This is a genomic window from Streptomyces sp. NPDC059994 (assembly GCF_042737755.1).
In the GTDB taxonomy this organism is placed as follows: Bacteria; Actinomycetota; Actinomycetes; order Streptomycetales; family Streptomycetaceae; genus Streptomyces.
Genome location: NZ_JBHWUR010000001.1, coordinates 152,088 through 169,229 on the forward strand (window position 1 = coordinate 152,088; position 17,142 = coordinate 169,229).

Here is a 17,142-nt window from a genome sequence, read left to right on the forward strand (position 1 = left end):
GCACCGCAGGGGTCACGTGCCGGTGGGCGTGTACGGGGTGCCGTCGGCGGAGGTGACCGCGATGGTGGTGGTGCGGCCGTTCGGCTCGATGCGGATGACCGGGATGGCCTTGTCCCGGGGGCCGCCGTCGCCGTTGATCGTGATCCAGCCGCTCGCGCCCGGCACCCCCGTGCCCTCGCGCAGCGCGGCGAGGGTCCGGTGGACGTCGGTGGCCGTGGGACCGGAGGACGTGGGGGCGCCGCGCAGCGCCCTGGTGGCGATCAGCAGCGTGTCGTACATCATGATCGCCCGTCCGTCGTCGAGGCCCGAATGAGGGAACGCGGTGGTGAACGTGCCGTCGCGGAACGGGGCGATGGCCTGCGGGGCGAACGCCCTCGGTGCCACGTCCCAGGCCCCGGGGTGGGCGAGGCCGGTGTAGACGAGGTCGACGCGGCCGGTGCGCAGCGCCGCGGCCAGGTCCCGCGGGCCGAAGCCGTCGGTGCGGGTGACCTGGGTGGCATCGTCTCCGGAGACGATGGTCAGCGGGCGGTCCCGGCACGGCCGCTCGGCGAGTGCGGTCAGGAACGCGGGCAGCGAGGTGCCACGGCCCGCGAAGTAGACGACGTCCGGCCGGGCGGCGCAGAGCTCGCCGACCTGGTGGCGGAAGGTGGCGACCTGGCCGTCCGCCTTGGAGTCGAACAGCACGGCGCCCGCCAGGCGGCCGGTGGGCATCCGGGCGCGGAACTGCGTGGCGAGCGTGCTGGTGTACTGGTCGCCCGCGGCGACGTCCTCGACGAGCAGGACACGGGCGCGGGTGCGCGCGCCCGCCGACAGGAACCGTACGGCGGCCGAGGCCTGGTCGGCGTTGGGGGGCGCGACCCGGACCAGACCGGGCGTGCCCGCCCAGGAGTCGGCGGTGAGCACCGAGCCGAACGCGGGCAGGCCCCCGGCGGTCAGCTCGCCGACCATGTCCTGGCTGGAGGCCGTACTGCCGCCGAGGCCGACCGCGGCCACGATGTGCTCGGCGCCTCGCCGGTGGAGCACCTGCCCGACCGTGTACGCGCGCTGCTCGGCGCTGCCGCCGGTCTGGGCGATCAGCACTCTGATCCGCGGCCCGGAGGCGGCGGCGGAGTGGCGATTGGCCCTGCGCTGCGCGAGATACGCGCCCTCCAGGTCGTGCCGGACGCTCGCCATCATGCTGGTGCCGTCGTACTCGGCGGTGATCGGCGTGAGGTAGACGACGGAGGCGTACGGCCGCCCGCCGGGCCCGGCGGATGCCTGGACGACCTGACGGTTCTCCGCGTAGATCAGCTTGAGGACCGGTGCGAGGTCGGTGTCGGAGGAGCCGCCCGGGGGGCCCGGATCGCCAGGGGAGTCGGGGGAACGGGCGGGGGTGCCCGTCGGGAGCGAGGGTCCGGTCAGCAGGCCGACGCAGGTGCGCTTCGCGCCCTCACCGATGGCGCGCTGGCCGTCGGCGCAGCCGGTGTGGCCCGACAGTACGGCGGAGGGCGGCACATCGCCCCGGACGAGGAGGGCGGCGAGTACGGCGAGGGCGACGGCCGGCGCCACAACGCGCCACCGGCCGCGCACCCGGCACGGCGGCCCGCTGTCGCACCCGGCCTCCCCGGCCCGGGCGGCCAGGCACAGCACCTCGTCCAAGCGGGGCCGCCGGCCGGGCTCCTTGGCCAGGCAGCGGGTGATGAGAGCGCGTAGCGGGCGGGGTACGCCGGTCAGGTCCGGCTCCTCGTGGACCACGGCGAAGGCGGCGGCGATCGGCTCCGCACCCGCCGCGTCGGCGTCCTCGAACGGGCTGCGGCCGATCGCCGCGAACGCCAGCACGGAGCCCAGCGCGAACACATCGGTCGCGGGGGAGACGCGGTGCGGCCCGCTCAGCTGCTCGGGCGCCATGAACGCCGGAGTGCCGACCATGCCGCCGGTGTGGGTCAGCGCGCGGCTCTCCGTCACCGCTTTGGCGATGCCGAAGTCGATCACCCGGGCGCCGTCCTCCGCGAGCAGGACATTGCCGGGCTTGAGGTCCCGGTGCACGATGCCCTGACGGTGGATGTCGCGCAGGGCCTCCGCGAGCTGGCCCGCGAGACGTGCGATGTCCGCCGCCGGCAGCGGGCCGCCCGAGCGCACGCGCGCGGCCAGCGACTCGGCGGGTACGTACTGGGTGGCCAGCCAGGGCGGATCGCCGTCCGGGGCCGCGTCGACCACCGAGGCGGTGAACGCGCCGCTGACCTTGCGGGCCGCCGCCACCTCGCGCCGGAAGCGGGCCCGGAAGTGCGGGTCGTCGGCGTACTCGGGCCGGATCACCTTCAGCGCGACCTGCCGTCCGGTCGGGCTGCACGCGAGGTACACCACGCCCATCCCGCCGGCCCCCAGCCGCCGTTCCAGGGTGAACTCCCCGATCTGCCGCACGAGGACAACATAGCGAAGCGGACGCCCGCGCCGGCCGGAGTCGCGGCGAGAGGGCTACACCTCGCGCCCCGCGCCCGACTCCCTGGGCGGCGCGGTCATCGCGTCGTCGTCAGCTCGCGGAAGCGCGAGGCGTGATGGCCAGGACGGTGCGGTTCCATGAGCTCGGAGGACCCGAGGTGCTGCGGCTGGAGGACGTGGAGGCCGGCGCACCCGGGTCGGGCGAACTGCTGATCCGGGTGGACGCGATCGGCCTCAACCGTGCCGAGGCGCTGTTCCGCAGCGGCAACTGCATCGAGCAGGTCAAGGAGTTTTCCGCCCGGCCGGGCGCCGAGGCCGCGGGAGTGGTCGAGGCCGTCGGTGCGGTCGGCGGCGCGGCGGTGTGGATGCCGTATCTGACCGCGTACGGGGCGCTGGTGGAGGTCGGCGGGATGCGGGCCGGGGACACGGTCGTGCTCACCGCCGCGTCCAGCAGCGTGGGCCTGGCCGCGATCCAGGTCGCCCACCGCGTCGGGGCGGTGCCGGACTGACGGGTTTCGAGCCCGGTCAGGCGGTGAGCGTGGTGCCCGCCTTCTCGATGAACGCGTACGGGGTCTACGCCGAACGTGCGATCGTCCCGGCGGCCGCGGTGGTGCACCGGCCGCCTCACTGGACGTGCCCATCGCGATGACCCGGACCGGCGCCAAGCGGGACGCGCTGCTCAAGGCCGGGGCGGCCGAGGTGCTCGCCACGGATGAGGAGGACGTCGTGGAGCGCGTGCTCGGCCTGACGGCGGGCCGGGGTGCCGAGTTCGTCTTCGACGCCGTCGCGGGACCCGGTGTGCTGGACCTGGCCAGGGCGGTCGCGCCCGGTGGCACGCTCATCGAGTACGGGGCGCTGAGCGGCGTGACCTCCGGTCTGCGGACCGGTGCCTTCGCACCCGCCGTGGACCGTGTCTTCGGGCTGGACGAGATCGTCGAGGCCCACCGCTACATGGAGGCGGGCGGCCGGGTGGGCAAGATCGTGGTCACGGTCGACCACTGACGGGCTCACCGCTTCTCCGCCCACGGCCGAACGGGGGAAAAGTCGGAAAAGATGGTCGGTGGGTGCGGGGGCGGTCAATCCCTCAAGGGGGTGCGTCGGCACCAGAACGCCATGCCACCGAAGGAGATCCCCATGCGCTCGTACAGGCGACCGGTCCTCACCTCCGCTCTGCTCGTCGCGGCACTTCCGGCAGTGTTGCTCCCCGTGGCCGCCCAGGCCGCGTCCCCGCCGTCGCCGCCCTCGCGGCCGGAGGGCGGCCAGGCGCGGAGCGCGGCGCTCAACTTCGACGAGCTCGACTGCGAAGGCCCGGAGGAGGACCGGCTGCCGTCGACCGACTCGGGTCAGGGGGCGGTGCACGTACCCGGCACCGCCGCGTTCGTCCCCGCCCCCCTCCCCGCCGGTCTTCCTCCCGCGACGGTCAAGTGGCCCAAGAACCTCCCCGACCTGGAGGACGCCAGGCGCATGCTCTCCGAGCTGGACGTCGGGCCCTTCGACAGCAAGGGATTCCAGCGGACCGCGTTCGGCGGCAAGAGCTGCTGGGTCCTGCACGGCGCCGAGAAGTGCTCCACGCGCGAACTCGCCCTGAAGGCCCTGTCCGACATCCCCGCGACCATCAAGGACGGCTGCAAGGTGGTGGGCGGCCGCTGGCGCAGCGCGTACGACGGTCTGACGGTCACCAACCCCCTGCGCGTCGACATCGACCACATCGTGCCGCTCAGGGCGGCGTGGGGCTCGGGCGCCCGGGACTGGCCCGAGTACAAGCGCCGCGCGTTCGCCAACGACCTCAGCGGTTCGCCGCAGCTCATCGCGGTCTCCACCTGGAGCAACCGCGACAAGGGCGACAAGAGCCCGGAAAAGTGGCTGCCCAAGGGCTACGAGTGCACGTACAGCCGTGCCTGGATCGGTGTGAAGGATTATTACGGGCTGCGGGTCACGGCGGGGGAGCGGAGCAGGCTGGAGGAGGTGCTGGGTGACTGCCAGGAGTAGTCCCCTGGCGCCGGGCGGGCGCGGTGCCCTCCGCGCGGAGGGCAGGCCACCCCCTGGAGGGAATACGCTTCCGTGGTGAACGAGAACCTGCCCCCTTGCCCCGAGTGCTCCGGCGCGTACACCTACGAGATGGGCGCGCTGCTGGTCTGCCCGGAGTGCGGGCACGAGTGGTCGCCCGCGGGAACCGTGTCCGCGGAGGGCGAGGCCGGCGGTGACGGGGTGATCAGGGACGCCGTCGGCAATGTGCTCGCCGACGGCGACACGGTGACCGTGATCAAGACCCTGAAGGTCAAGGGCAGTCCGACCGGCATCAAGGCGGGCACCAAGGTGCGCAACATCCGCCTCGTCGACGGCGTCGACGGCCACGACATCGACTGCAAGGTCGAGGGCTTCGGCTCGATGCAGCTCAAGTCCAGTGTGGTCAAGAAGGCCTGACCGGGCGGACAGGTCTCCCGCGCAGTGGCCCGCGCTCAGCCGTGGGAGACCGTGAGTTCGTGGAAGCCGACGCGGGCGCCCTCGGTGGTGCTGTCGGAGGGCCGGGTGACGTGCTTCCCGACCAGGAGCGCCGAGCCCCTCTCACACAGGCGAGCCCTCGCCCGTCACGCGCGGCAGCATGCGCCGTGAGTCCCGGTGGCGCGGCAACGCACTTGCAGTCCACGGGCCCCGGCGCAAGGTGGTGTTTCCGGTCTTTTCGCGGCCGGTTGGGTGCTTCGGTGCTTTCCGGCGGGTCGGGGGTTCTACCCTGCGGCTGTTCGTGACCGTCCGATGGGCGGTGGGGGTGGTTGGCCGGTGCGAGGGGGGATCGGTGTCCGACGGGGGAGTGGGGGCGGGGGAGGCCCCGGCCGTGTCCGTGGCAGGGCCGGGACTTGTGCCGGGGAGTGCGCCGTGGCGGGGTGCCGCGGTGGAGTGCGCCCTGACCGCGGTGATGATGTTTCTCGTGGTGACGATGGTGCGCTGGCTGCTCGATCCGGCCTCGCCCGTCTTCATCGCCGATCTGCAGCTCGCGCTGGGCGTCGTCGGGGCGCTGGTCGCGGTCCTGCTGGTGGGGCTGATCCTGAGCCCGCCGGGCCGAGGGTCGGGCGCGCACCTCAACCCGGCCGTCAGCGTGGCCCTGTGGCTGATGCGGGCGTTCCCGGGGCGGGCTGTGGTTCCGTACGCCATAGGGCAGTTGCTCGGAGGGCTGGCCGGGACCGCGCTGGCCCGGCTGGTGTGGGGGCCGGTGCTTCAGTCGGCGGCTCTCAGCGACGGACTGGCCCGACCGGCTCCCGGCCGGTCCTCCGTGGCGGTGTTCGCCCTGGAGGCGGCGAGCTTCGCGGCGGTGGCCCTGCTCATCGGCTTCTTCGTCGCCCACCCCGGCCTTGCACGGCCGATGCCCTATGCCGTGGGGCTGGTGGTCGGCCTGATCATCGCGCTGCTGGGACCGGTGAGCGGCGGGGCGGCCAACCCCGCCCGCCAGCTGGGCCCGGCGGCCCTCTCCGGCACCACCACCGCACTGTGGGCCTATCTGACGGCGCCGCTGCTCGGTGCCGCACTGGGGGCCGTCGTGCACTACTGGTTCGTGTCGAAGCGCGCGAAGTCGGGTGCGTACAGGCATGGTTGACCGGCCCAGACCCCGGATCCGGGCAGTCGTCGACGTTACCGGCGTCCGTTCAGCGGCAGCACGGGAATGGTGTGGTCCTGCCAGATCAGGCGGGAAGTCTCCTCCGGGTACGCGGTGACGGCCGACCGGGTGTCGAAGAGCTGCACGAGGCGCTGCCCGGCGTCGTACGCGGGCCAGCCGGGGTCGCCCCGGGCGGCGAACGCCGTCCATGCCGCGCGCATACGGGCGGACAGCTCCTCCGCCTCCGGGGAAGGGCTGTCGCCGATCAGCATGGCGGGCCGGCCAGAGCGCGACCACAGGGGTACGCGCCGGCCCGGACACTTCGGATGATCCCGCTGTGCGAGGGTGCGCGCCACCGATATTACGGACGGCCCGGCGAGCCCTGATCGTCAACGCCGGGCGGCCTGCGCGGAGAGCAGGATGTCCGCCGCCAAGGACGCGAGTTCGAGGGCCTGGGTGCGGTTCAGGCGGGGGTCGCAGGCGGTGGTGTAGTGGTGGGGGAGGTCTGTGGTGGAGATGTGCTGGGGGCCGCCGAGGCACTCCGTCACGTCGGCGCCCGTGAGCTCCACGTGCAGGCCGCCGGGGTGGGTGCCCAGAGCGCGGTGCACCTCTACGAAGCCGCGCACCTCGTCGAGGACGCGGTCGAAGTGGCGGGTCTTGTATCCGCTGCGGGACTGCACCGTGTTGCCGTGCATCGGGTCGCACTGCCAGACGACCGTGTGCCCGGACGCGGTGACCTTCTCCACGATCGGCGGCAGCAGGCGCCGCACCTCCGTGCTGCCCATCCGGCTGATCAGGGTCAGTCGGCCGGGCTCGTCGTACGGGTCGAGGCGTTCGACGTACTCGACGGCCTGCTCCGGGGTGGTCGTCGGGCCGAACTTGACGCCGATCGGGTTGGCCAGGAGCTCGGCGAACGCGAGGTGCGCGCCGTCCAGTTGGCGGGTGCGTTCGCCGATCCAGAGGAAGTGCGACGACAGGTTGTACGGCTGCTGCCCGCCCCGGTCGCGGCCGTCCGCCACCCGTAGCATCGACCGCTCGTAGTCGAGGAGCAGGGCCTCGTGGCTGGTGAAGAACCCGCCCCCGTCCATCGGTCCGACCGCCCCGGTGGCGTGTAGGGCGCGTACCGCTGCCATCGCGGCCGCCGCGTTGACGTAGGCGCGGAGCATGCGGTGCGGGTCGGGGACGCGGGCCTCGGCGGTCGCCTCGCGGCCGTTGACGATGTCGCCCCGGTACGTGGGGAGGCCCAGCACGTCCACCGGTGAGGAGCGGGGTTTGGCGTACTGGCCGGCGAGCCTGCCGACGGTCACCACCGGCAGCCCGGCCGTGGAGGTGAGTACCGATGCCATCCGGTACACGGTGTCGACGGTGGCCGCGATCGAGTGCTCGGTGGTCCCGGCGAAGGTTTCCGCGCAGTCGCCGCCCTGGAGCAGGAACGCCTCGCCAGCCGCCACCGCGGCCAGACGAGTCCGCAGCCGGTCGACCTCCTCGGCACTCACGACCGGTGCCACCGTCTCAAGGACGGCTCGCACCTCGCGTACGGCCTCGGGGTCGGGCCACTGCGGCTGCTGGGCCGCGGGGCGGGCGAGTGCGCGGTCCACGGCGGCGCGGAGGCGGTCCGGCAACGGCCGGTCGGGGAAGGGCTGGTCCGGTAACGGCCGTGCGGGGCCGAACCGGGGAGCCGTAGGCGCTTGTCCGTTCAACGATCCCCCTCGTACGGCTCGGCACGACTGGGTGCGAGCCGATGGCGTCATTACGGATTCGGGCGAGATGCGAGATGCGAGATGCGAGGTGCGAGGTGCGAGGTGCGAGGTGCGCGATGCGCGGCGCGGGCGAGGAACAGTGGTGGGGTGTCGTTTCCGATCTTATCGCCTCCGCCTCGCACGACAAACGCCGTAAGGCCAGGCCGAGTTGGCCCACCTGGACACGGTGAACAATGGCGTCCGCTTCGCTAGCGTGGGGCAGATCGGACCCGTTGTGAACCCTGGTGAAGCCTGTCGGGAAAGGACTTGTACGTGAGTGGACTGATGCGGGGCAAGGTTGTTCTGGTGACCGGCGCGGCCCGTGGCCAGGGCCGTGAGCACGTCGTGCGGATGGCGGGTGAGGGCGCCGACGTCATCGCCGTCGACCTGTGCGCGACCCTGCCCGGCGTTGCCTACGCCTCATCGGAACCGACCGACCTCGACACGACCGTCGCCCTGGCGGAGGAGTCCGGGCAGCGGGTCGTACCCCTGGTGGCGGACGTTCGCGACCTGGCCGGGCTGCGCGGGGCCGTCGACGGGGCCGTGGACACACTGGGGCGACTCGACGCCGTCGTGGCCAACGCGGGCATCTGCATACCCCGTGCCTGGGACGAGGTCACCGAAGAGATCTTCCGCGACACCATGGACGTCAACGTCACCGGCACGTGGAACACGGTGATGGCGACCGCGCCCCACCTCGTGACGGCGGGCGGCGGCTCCATCGTGCTGATGAGCTCCTCGGCCGGGCTGAAGGTGCAGCCGTTCATGATTCCGTACACGACCAGCAAGTTCGCGGTGCGCGGTATGGCGAAGGCCTTCGCCGCCGAGCTCGCGCGGTTCGGGATCCGGGTGAACAGCGTGCACCCGACCGGCGTCGACACCGCGATGGGCAGCCGTGCCATGCTCACCCAGGTCGCCAAGGCGAGCATGGCCGACCCGCGGCTGCGGGGCATGCTGGTCAACATGCAGCCGGTGGAGGGTATTTCGGTCGAGGACGTGGCCAATGCCGTGCTGTTCCTGGTGTCCGACGCCTCCCGCCATGTCACCGCGCACGCCATGGCCGTCGATGCCGGGGTCAGTGAGTTCTGAGGAGGGGGTTGTTCAGCTCCTCGCCGACGGCACCAGGTTCTCGACGGTCTCCCGTAGGTGGCCGCGCAGCACCTCGGGACTGCTGACGTGCAGGGTGCGCATACCCAGGTCTCGCGCGACCGCGATGACGGTTGTCCGGTCGTCGATCATCAGTGCCTCGTGCGCATCGACCCCGCAGCGGTCCAGTGTTGCGGCGAAGTACTCGGCAGAGGGTTTGACCTGGCCGACTCGCCATGAGGAGCAGAGGTGGTCGAACAGCCGGTAGTGGTCGTGGCGTTGGTTCTTGAGGTGGTCCCAGTGCTCGGCCTCGTTGTTGGCCAGGACCAGGGCGAGCTCCGGACGGGCGCGGGCCACCTCGGCCAGTTCCACGACGTTGGAGTGGTAGCAGCGGACGTGGGCGGCGTACAGGCGGTCCACCCACTGTCCGTCGAACCACTCCCCGTCGGCGGCGTCCGCGAAGGGGCTGCCGGCTTCCTCCAGGAGACCGCGCAGCACATCGTGCGCATGGCAGGCGCCGCTCTCGTACGCATGAGCCGATGACAGCACGGCACCCGACAGGCGGCTCTCGTCGACGGCATAGCGGCGTGCGATGTCCGGCAGGAAAGAGGTCTCCTCATTGATGTTGTTGTACAGAACTCCGCCTGCGTCGACCAGGAGTGCTCGAATCATTTTCTCAATCCCTTCTCGATGGTTTCGGCCGTGCGTAATTTTTCAGCCATGTGTGTGTGGTGCCGACTATTTCAGAAGTGGTGGAAAGGAGCGGAGCGATGGCGCTCTATCGCGATCTCGTCGGGCGGACCTGGGATTCCGGAACCCGGCTGTGGACATTCTCGGACACCTCCCTCTATGCGCTCGGAGTGGGCGCGGGCGGCGAGGACCCGGCGCGCGAGCTGGAGTTCACCACCGAGAATTCCGGGGGAGTCCTGCCCTCGGTGCTGCCGACCTTCGCGGCGACCCTCGTCTCCCGGCAGACCCAGCCCGTACTCGGGGACTTCGATGTGTCGCAGCTGCTGCACACCCAGCAGTCCCTGACGCTGTACGGCCCGCTCCCCGTCGAGGGCACGGCGGCCACGACCTCGCGGTTGACCGCGCTGAGGGACCGGGGAGACAGCGCGCTCGCGGTCATCGAATCCTCCTGCGTGGACCCCGCCACAGGTCGGCCGCTCGCCGACATCCGCACCGGACTGACCATCAGGCGCGAAGGCGGCTTCGGCGGCGACCCGGGCGAGGACGAGCCGTGGCAGCGCCCCGAGGGGGAGTCCGACCACACCGTGGACTACCGCACCGCGCCCAACCAGGCTCTTCTGTACCGGCTCAGCGGCGACCCGAACCCGCTGCACTCCGACCCCGCGATCGCCGCGCGTCTCGGCTTCCGCCGACCGCTGCTGCACGGGCTCTGCACGTTCGGCTTCGCGGGCCGGGCGCTGCTGCACGCGCTCTGCGGGGGTGACCCGGCCCGGTTCGGGACGATGTCGGCGTGCTTCACCGCACCCGTGTTCCCGGGCCAGGACCTCACCGTACGGATCTGGGAGCGCGGCGAGTCGGCGCTCTTCGAGGTCCGCTCCCGGGGCAGGGCCGTCCTGGACCGCGGCACGTTCGTGCGGCGCGGCAACGGCCCGGCGGCGGGCTGAGCCGGGTGGCACCCCGGCAGGTCAGCGGCCATCGGGAGGCCCGCCTGATCCGGCCAGGGTGTCGGCGTACCAGCGAACCGTGCTCCGTACGCCCTCCGCCAGCCCGATCCGCGGCCTCCAGCCCGTGGCGAGCAGCCGGGAGACGTCGAGCAGCTTGCGGGGTGTGCCGTCGGGCCTGCTCGCGTCCCAGGTGATCCGGCCGGTGAAACCGGTCGCCCCGGCCACGAGGCCGACGAGGTCCGCGATCGTCAGGTCCTCGCCGACACCGATGTTGACCGGCGACGGGTCGTCGTAGTGCGCCAGCAGGTGCAGACAGGCCGCCGCCAGGTCGTCGACGTGGATGAACTCCCGCCGTGGCGTACCGCTGCCCCAGACGACGACCTCCTCGGCGCCGGAGTGGACCGCTTCGTGGAAGCGCCGGATCAGCGCGGGCAGGACGTGCGACCGGGTCGGGTGGAAGTTGTCGCCGGGGCCGTACACATTGGTCGGCATGGCGGAGATCCACCGGCGGCCGTACTGCCTGCGGTACGACTTCACCGCGATCACCCCCGCGATCTTCGCTATCGCGTAGGCGTCGTTGGTCTCCTCCAACGGGCCGGTGAGCAGCGCGGACTCGGGGATCGGCTGGGGGCTGTGCTTCGGGTAGATGCAGGAGGAGCCGAGGAACAGCAGCCGGTCCACGTCCGCCGCGTGTGCCGCCGCGAACAGGTTGGTCTGGATCCGGAGGTTGTCGCCCAGGAACTCCACGGGCTCGGCGTCGTTGGCGGCGATGCCGCCGACCCGCGCGGCCGCGTCGATCACCACGGCGGGCCGCAGCGAGGTGACGTGGTCGAGCGTCGCCCGGGCGTCGGTGAGGTCCACGTCGGAGGAGTGGATCCCGACGACGGAGGTGAACCCCTCGGCTCGGAGGCGGCGCACGACGGCGGAGCCCACGAGCCCGGACGAGCCCGCCACGAGCACGGTCGCCGACGGGTCAAGGGCGCGGGAAGCTGCGGGCATGGGCCTACTCATCCTCGGTCGGCTCGGGCTCGGGCTCGGGCTCGGGCTCGGTCGGTTCGGTCGGTTCGGTCGGTGGGCGGGGTGCGGCCGGTGGCCGGGGTGGCGCCGCCGAGTGCGTGGTCGTGGAGCGCCGGGATCTCAAGGCCCCGGCAGTGCAGCGCCCCCAGCAGGCGCAGCAGCGAGACCGGCTCGGGGGTCACCCGGTGGCCGGAGGCGATCACCAGCGGATCGTCGACCCCCTCTGCGCGCAGCGTCTCGCGGATCGGCGGGATCAGGACCGGGTGCGGCCCGATCTCCACGTAAGCGCGGATGCCCCGGCGGGCCAGCGCCGACACCGCCTGGGTGAAGCGGACCGGGCGGCGCAGGTTGCGCGCCCAGTAGTCCGCGGTGGCGAGCCCGACCGGGTCCGGGTCCGCGTCGACCGTCGAGATCCACGGGATGCGGGGCGTCGCGGGCGCGAGATCGGCCAGCTCGGCGCGCAGTTGGGGCAGCACGCTGTCGACGAACGGGCTGTGCGAGGCCGCGTTGATACGGATCAGCCGGCACCGCACCCCCTCGGCCTCCAGCGCGTTCACGAGCGCCCGCGTCGCCTCGCTCTCGCCGGTGACCACTGTCTGCCTGGGGGCGCTGTGGGCGGCGACGACCACCGTCCCCGGGATCTGCTCGCACCGGCGCGCGACCGTGTGCCGGTCGAGGTTGACCGTCGCCATCGCCCCGCCGCCCGCGGCCTTCGCGAGGAGGCCGGAGCGTACGGCGACGACCCGCGCCGCCTCTTCGAGGGTGAGGGCGCCCGCGACATGGGCGGCGGCGACCTCGCCGAGGCTGTGCCCGACGACCGCCTCCGGCCGCAGGCCCAGTGACCACAGCCAGTGGGCGGTGGCGACCTGGACGGCGAAGATCAGCGGCTGTGTCGTGTCCGGCGGGCCGAGCTCCCCGTCGGCCGCGTTCATCAGCGGTTCGATCACTCCGTTGGGCAGCAGCGTGTCGAGTTCGGTCAGTACCCTCGCAGCCTCGGGCGCCCAGCTCAGCAGGGCGCGCCCCATGCCCGGCCACTGACTGCCGTGGCCGCCGAAGCACCAGACGACCCGGGAAGCGGCGCCGTCGGGCCGCCCCGACGTCCAGCGCGGGCTGGCCAGTCCGTCGGCGAAGAAGGACAACCCCTCGGCCAGGCCCGCCGGATCGGCGGCCGCGACCGCCAGGCGCTCGGTGTCGTGTTCGCCCGAAAGGAGGCGCGCGGGCAGCACCGCCTCGGGCCGGGCGCCATCGGCCAGTAATTCGGCGGCCGTTCGAGCCGTATCCGTCAGCGCGGCCCGGTCGGCGGCGGAAAACATCAGCAGCCATGGCGGGGGCGGCGGCACCGCATTGGTGAGGGGCATGGGAACTCCCTGGTTCCGGAATAGGGGATCGGACAGGTCGTCGGTACTTGCTACGATCGCAGCGCTGGCAATATCGGACCGTGAACGGGCCGTTGGCCGATAACGCGATAAAGGAGTAGAGGAAGCATGCCGGAAACCTCCTTCCAGGGCCAGATCGTTGACACCGAACCCGCCTCCGACGTATTTCTCGTCATCGGCATTCCAGGATCCGGGAAGAGTTCGGTGTCGGCGGCTCTGGCCCGTCGTTTCCCCCTCGGCGCGCACATCGAGGGCGACCACCTCCAGGACCTCATCGTCGCGGGCGGGCATCTGCCCTCGCCGGAGGAGGACCTGGAGGCGGATCGCCAACTGCTGCTGCGGGCCCGCAACGCGTCGGTGCTGGCGCGCAGTTTCCACGCCGCTGGTGTCGTTGCGGTCATCGACGACGTGGTGGTCCGGCGCGCCCATCTGGATTTCTATCTGGAGCAGTTGAAGGACCTGCCGCTGCGGCTGATCGTGCTGGCCCCGGCGGCGGACGTCGTCTCCCGGCGGGTCGCCGAGCGGGACAAGGTGCTGGCCGACGACTGGTCGTTCCTGGACGACGCGCTGCGCAGCGAACTCGACGGTGAGGGAACGTGGTTCGACAGCTCCGACCTGACCCTGGCGGAGACGGTCGACGCCATTCTGGCGAAGGGCTGAGCAGCTGAAGGAGTCCGGCGCGGGCGGTCCCGGAGGATCCCCGCGCCGGACTCCTGTCTCTCAGCCGCCGTTGCCATGGCCGTCGATGCGGCGCACCGCGCTCAGCCAGGTGCGCATGAGGTAGGCGCTGCGGTGCAGGAAGGCCCGCGCCTCCTGCGACCAGGCCCCGCCCCGCGCCTGTTCGGCGAAGTCCTCCAGGCCGTGGCTGAGGGACTCGTACGCCTCGCGGTAGTCGCTGCCCTGGAGTTGGAACTCCCGCAGCCAGTCGAGGAGTTCGTCCATGAAGCGGATCGCGGGCAGCTCGATGGTGAGGTCGTTGAGCAGGTCGTGTTCGTTGCGCTCGTGGTTGACCAGGGGGCCGCCGAACCGGACCGCGTGGCTGAGGTGTTTGGCGCACGCGGCGACGAAGTAGCCGCTGAAGATGTCACCGAACCGTTCGACGGCGGCTCCGCCGATGGGCTGGCCCATCCGCAGGAAGTAGTAGGCGGGCAGGGCGTCGTGGTGCACGGCGGTGTTCTGCGAGTTGACCGGGCACCAGGTGTCCCTGGCCAGTACGGCGGGTTTGCCGTTGTAGGCGGTCACCCTGGGCCGGACCGCGAGCCGGGTCACCGCGTCCACATCGGGGTCGTCCAGCCACAGACCGGCGTTGACGCGCACATCGGCCACCTCTTCGGTGCTGGTGACCTCGGTGGGAGTCTCCCGGGGGCCGTACGGGAATCCGCGCGGGAAGACCCGGCAGGGGCTTACTTCGAGCAGGTCGCACGCGTTGAACCAACCGTTGCCGGCCGACACCACGCGGTGCGGTACCGGGCCTTGCAGCACCACCCGGTGTTCGTCGAGGAAGGGGCTGTCGATCGGCAGGTTGTCGTCGTCCATGGAGACCGCCATCGCGCTGCCGTTGAGATAGGACAACAGATACCCGATGTTGCGGCGGTTGTCGGAGTCGTACGGGATCAGGTCGGGTACACCGAGTTTGGTCAGCAGCCGGTCCTGCTCCTCGACATCGGGGGAGACGATGGAGGCGCCGCGGCCGCGGGCCTTCTCGCAGGCTTCGTAGAACGCCTTGGGGGTTTTCCTGTCGGGGATGACGACGAGCCGGGCGCCGGATTCGGCGAGGGTGTCGGCGTAGTGCTCCAGGAACGACCCGGAACCGATGGTTGTGATGACGATGTCGATCGTCTCAGACATGTGGTCACTCCACAGTAGGAATGTCCCGCCAGTACCGTAAGCGAGAGGACGCGGTGATGAGCGGGGCACTGAGCCAGAGGAACATCACGATGGCCAGCCCGACCCGTGGGCCGAACAGGGTGCCCAGGCCGCCGCCGACGAGGCCGCCGAAGAAGAGCATGCCCCGGCTGATGAACCGGACGCAGGCGACGGTCCGTTGCAGCAGATCGGGCGGGGTCAGCAGTTGTACGAGGGTGGCCTGGCCGACCGTGAACACGGAGAAGCCGGCGTGGAAGAGCAGCGCGCCGCTGAAGAAGAGGAGCAGCCCCGAGCCCGGCCGGGTCATCGGCAGGAGCAGTCCCGCCGGTGCGAGGACGGCGGCGGGGATCCACACGGCGCGCGCGGTGCCAAGGCGGCGGCTGACGCGGCCCGCGCTGAACGCCCCGATCAGACCGCCGATGCCCACCGACCCGAGCAGCATGCCCAGGGTGCCCGGGGCCACCCCGACGTCGTCGGCCAGGAAGATGACGACGAGGGCCTCGTACGCGGCGAAGCAGCAGTTCCCGACGGCCGAGCCCGCGATCGAGGCCAGGATGACCGGCCGCCGTGTGACGAACCGTACGGCCTCCGACAGTTCGGCCCACATGCCCTTCGCGCCGGATGTTGAAGAGGTGGCCTCGATGCGGGAGCGCATGAGGAGGTTGCACGTCACGGACGCGGCGAAGCCCGCCGAGTTGAGCAGAGGAGCGTGCTCGGGGCCGAGCAACTGCACCGTGAAGCCCGCCAGTGTCGGCCCGAAGGCGAGCGAGACGGCGCGGGCGATCTGGAGGCGGATGTTGCCGTGGACGAGTTTGTCCTTCGGCAGCATCCGCGGGGGCATGGACAGGTACACGATCTCGTAGAACACCGTCGCGCAACTGACCAGCACGTTGGACATGTACAGGTGCCACAGGGCCAGGTGCCCGGTCGCGGCGAGGACCGGCACCATGGTGACGATCAGCGCGCGGCCGAGGTCGGCCAGGAGCATCATGGTTCTGGGGGGCAGCCGCCCGCTGTACACCCCGGCGGGCAGGGTGAGGATCAGCCAGGGCAGATATCCGGCCGCCGTGATCAGACCGACCTCGCCGACCGACGCCCCGAGGGTCTGGGCGGCGAGCAGCGGGAAGGCGACCACTGTCGACATCCCGCACAGCTGGCTGATGCCGCTGCCGATCCACAGCAGACGGAAGTCCCGCTCGCGCACGGACTCGGTCGCCAGGGTGGCGGGACCGGACATGACTGGTGCCCTCTTCTTCCTCGGTCCGCGTAGGGTCCCGCTCCGGGAGCCCTCGGTGGGTCACGGATGTGCTTGTTCGTCAGGGGACGCGGCGATGAACGCCTCGACGGCGTCGAAGGCCTCCGAGTCGCGGTACTGCCGGGGCGGTGACTTCATGAAGTACGACGACGGCGCGAGCAGCGGACCGCCGATCCCCCGGTCCAGCGCGATCTTCGCCGCGCGCACGGCGTCGATGATGACGCCTGCCGAGTTCGGCGAGTCCCAGACTTCGAGCTTGTACTCCAGGGACAGCGGTACGTCACCGAAGGCGCGTCCCTCCAGGCGTACATACGCCCACTTGCGGTCGTCGAGCCACGGCACGTGGTCCGACGGCCCGATGTGGACGTCGTCCTTGCCCAGGGTGTGGTCGATCTGGGAGGTCACTGCCTGGGTCTTCGACGTCTTCTTCGACACCAGTCGCTTGCGTTCGAGCATGTTGCGGAAGTCCATGTTGCCACCGACGTTGAGCTGCATGGTGCGTTCGAGGTGGACGCCGCGGTCTTCGAAGAGGCGGGCCAGCACCCGGTGCGTGATGGTGGCGCCGACCTGCGACTTGATGTCGTCGCCGATGATCGGCACCCCCGCCTCGGTGAACTTCGCCGCCCACCGCGGATCGGAGGCGATGAACACGGGGAGCGCGTTGATGAAGGCCACCCCCGCGTCGAGGGCGCACTGGGCGTAGAACCGGTCGGCCTCCTCGCTGCCGACGGGCAGATAGGAGATGAGGACGTCGGCCTCGGTGGCGCGGAGTACGGCGACGACGTAGGCCGGGTCCTCGGCGGCCTCCGTGATGGTCTCGCGGTAGTAGTGGCCGAGCCCGTCCAGGGTGGGCCCCCGCCGCACCGTGACGCCGGTGGGCGGGACGTCGCAGATGCGGATGGTGTTGTTCTCGGACTGGGAGATCGCGGAGGAGAGGTCCTGGCCGACCTTCTTGGCGTCCACGTCGAACGCCGCGACGAACTCCAGGTCGCGTACGTGGTACCCGCCGAACTCGACGTGCATCAGGCCGGGGACGCGGAGTGCGGGGTCCGCGTCGGCGTAGTAGTGCACTCCCTGGACGAGCGAGGCGGCGCAGTTGCCGATGCCGGCGATGGCCACGCGGATCTTGCTCATGGTTTTCCCTTCGCAGAGTCGCCGTATC

General features: G+C 71.5%; 16 protein-coding genes and 1 pseudogene. 8 read left to right on the forward strand and 9 right to left on the reverse strand.

The annotated features are described in order from the left end of the window. Positions 1–12: 12 nt before the first annotated feature. Positions 13–2,400 (reverse strand): protein kinase, encoded by a 2,388-nt coding sequence (locus ACFWA7_RS00675; RefSeq protein WP_385819958.1) that lies wholly within the window; start codon positions 2,398–2,400, stop codon positions 13–15. A gap of 134 nt (positions 2,401–2,534) precedes the next feature. Here ACFWA7_RS00675 and ACFWA7_RS00680 point away from each other — a divergent pair. The 5 genes and pseudogenes from ACFWA7_RS00680 to ACFWA7_RS00700 form a co-directional block, all read left to right on the forward strand. Beyond that, a pseudogene (locus tag ACFWA7_RS00680) lies at positions 2,535–2,915 on the forward strand (alcohol dehydrogenase catalytic domain-containing protein); the annotation flags it as partial. A 136-nt stretch (positions 2,916–3,051) separates the two neighbouring features. Then, a complete protein-coding gene (locus tag ACFWA7_RS00685) occupies positions 3,052–3,420 on the forward strand; it encodes a zinc-binding dehydrogenase (protein WP_385819960.1) in 369 nt (122 codons plus the stop codon). Between the two features lie 132 nt (positions 3,421–3,552). Beyond that, a complete protein-coding gene (locus ACFWA7_RS00690; RefSeq protein ID WP_385819962.1) occupies positions 3,553–4,407 on the forward strand; it encodes an HNH endonuclease family protein in 855 nt (284 codons plus the stop codon). Between the two features lie 75 nt (positions 4,408–4,482). Further along, positions 4,483–4,842 carry a zinc ribbon domain-containing protein YjdM gene (locus tag ACFWA7_RS00695; RefSeq protein WP_385536057.1) on the forward strand — a complete coding sequence of 120 codons (360 nt, stop codon included), beginning with the start codon at positions 4,483–4,485 and terminating at the stop codon, positions 4,840–4,842. A gap of 178 nt (positions 4,843–5,020) precedes the next feature. Then, entirely contained in the window at positions 5,021–6,007 is a 987-nt protein-coding gene (locus tag ACFWA7_RS00700) for an MIP/aquaporin family protein (protein WP_385819964.1), read from the forward strand. A 35-nt stretch (positions 6,008–6,042) separates the two neighbouring features. Here ACFWA7_RS00700 and ACFWA7_RS00705 read toward each other — a convergent pair whose 3' ends face one another. After that, on the reverse strand, positions 6,043–6,279 hold the full coding sequence (locus ACFWA7_RS00705; protein ID WP_385536055.1) for a hypothetical protein: 237 nt from the start codon (positions 6,277–6,279) through the stop codon (positions 6,043–6,045). Positions 6,280–6,396: 117 nt separating this feature from the next. Beyond that, positions 6,397–7,629, reverse strand: a complete 1,233-nt coding sequence (locus ACFWA7_RS00710; protein WP_385819966.1) for a 3-deoxy-7-phosphoheptulonate synthase — start codon at positions 7,627–7,629, stop codon at positions 6,397–6,399. Positions 7,630–8,019: 390 nt separating this feature from the next. Between ACFWA7_RS00710 and ACFWA7_RS00715 the strand changes: the two genes are divergently transcribed. Continuing rightward, complete coding sequence (locus tag ACFWA7_RS00715) at positions 8,020–8,835, forward strand: mycofactocin-coupled SDR family oxidoreductase (RefSeq protein WP_385536051.1); 816 nt, start codon at positions 8,020–8,022, stop codon at positions 8,833–8,835. Positions 8,836–8,847: 12 nt separating this feature from the next. On the opposite strand, the gene ACFWA7_RS00720 is transcribed toward ACFWA7_RS00715, so the two are convergent. Continuing rightward, positions 8,848–9,504 (reverse strand): HAD family hydrolase, encoded by a 657-nt coding sequence (locus ACFWA7_RS00720; protein ID WP_385536049.1) that lies wholly within the window; start codon positions 9,502–9,504, stop codon positions 8,848–8,850. Positions 9,505–9,602: 98 nt separating this feature from the next. On the opposite strand from ACFWA7_RS00720, the gene ACFWA7_RS00725 reads away from it, so the two are divergent. Next, positions 9,603–10,466, forward strand: coding sequence for a MaoC/PaaZ C-terminal domain-containing protein (locus tag ACFWA7_RS00725; RefSeq protein WP_385819968.1), 864 nt, complete (start codon positions 9,603–9,605; stop codon positions 10,464–10,466). 21 nt (positions 10,467–10,487) lie between these two features. Here ACFWA7_RS00725 and ACFWA7_RS00730 read toward each other — a convergent pair whose 3' ends face one another. Both ACFWA7_RS00730 and ACFWA7_RS00735 read right to left on the reverse strand, forming a co-directional pair. After that, positions 10,488–11,465: a GDP-L-fucose synthase family protein gene (locus ACFWA7_RS00730; protein ID WP_385536045.1), complete on the reverse strand. Its 978-nt coding sequence runs from the start codon at positions 11,463–11,465 to the stop codon at positions 10,488–10,490. Between the two features lie 8 nt (positions 11,466–11,473). Beyond that, entirely contained in the window at positions 11,474–12,841 is a 1,368-nt protein-coding gene (locus ACFWA7_RS00735) for an acyltransferase domain-containing protein (RefSeq protein WP_385819970.1), read from the reverse strand. 126 nt (positions 12,842–12,967) lie between these two features. Here ACFWA7_RS00735 and ACFWA7_RS00740 point away from each other — a divergent pair, with 126 nt between their 5' ends. Further along, positions 12,968–13,519 (forward strand): AAA family ATPase, encoded by a 552-nt coding sequence (locus ACFWA7_RS00740; RefSeq protein WP_385819972.1) that lies wholly within the window; start codon positions 12,968–12,970, stop codon positions 13,517–13,519. A gap of 60 nt (positions 13,520–13,579) precedes the next feature. Here the strand turns inward: ACFWA7_RS00740 and ACFWA7_RS00745 are convergent, their stop codons facing one another. From ACFWA7_RS00745 to ACFWA7_RS00755, 3 genes are read right to left on the reverse strand one after another with little or no spacing between them, the layout of a single operon-like run. Beyond that, positions 13,580–14,707, reverse strand: coding sequence for a hypothetical protein (locus tag ACFWA7_RS00745; RefSeq protein ID WP_385819974.1), 1,128 nt, complete (start codon positions 14,705–14,707; stop codon positions 13,580–13,582). Positions 14,708–14,711: 4 nt separating this feature from the next. Beyond that, entirely contained in the window at positions 14,712–15,962 is a 1,251-nt protein-coding gene (locus tag ACFWA7_RS00750; RefSeq protein ID WP_385819976.1) for an MFS transporter, read from the reverse strand. 60 nt (positions 15,963–16,022) lie between these two features. After that, complete coding sequence (locus ACFWA7_RS00755) at positions 16,023–17,114, reverse strand: inositol-3-phosphate synthase (RefSeq protein WP_385819978.1); 1,092 nt, start codon at positions 17,112–17,114, stop codon at positions 16,023–16,025. Between the last annotated feature and the right edge of the window lie 28 nt (positions 17,115–17,142).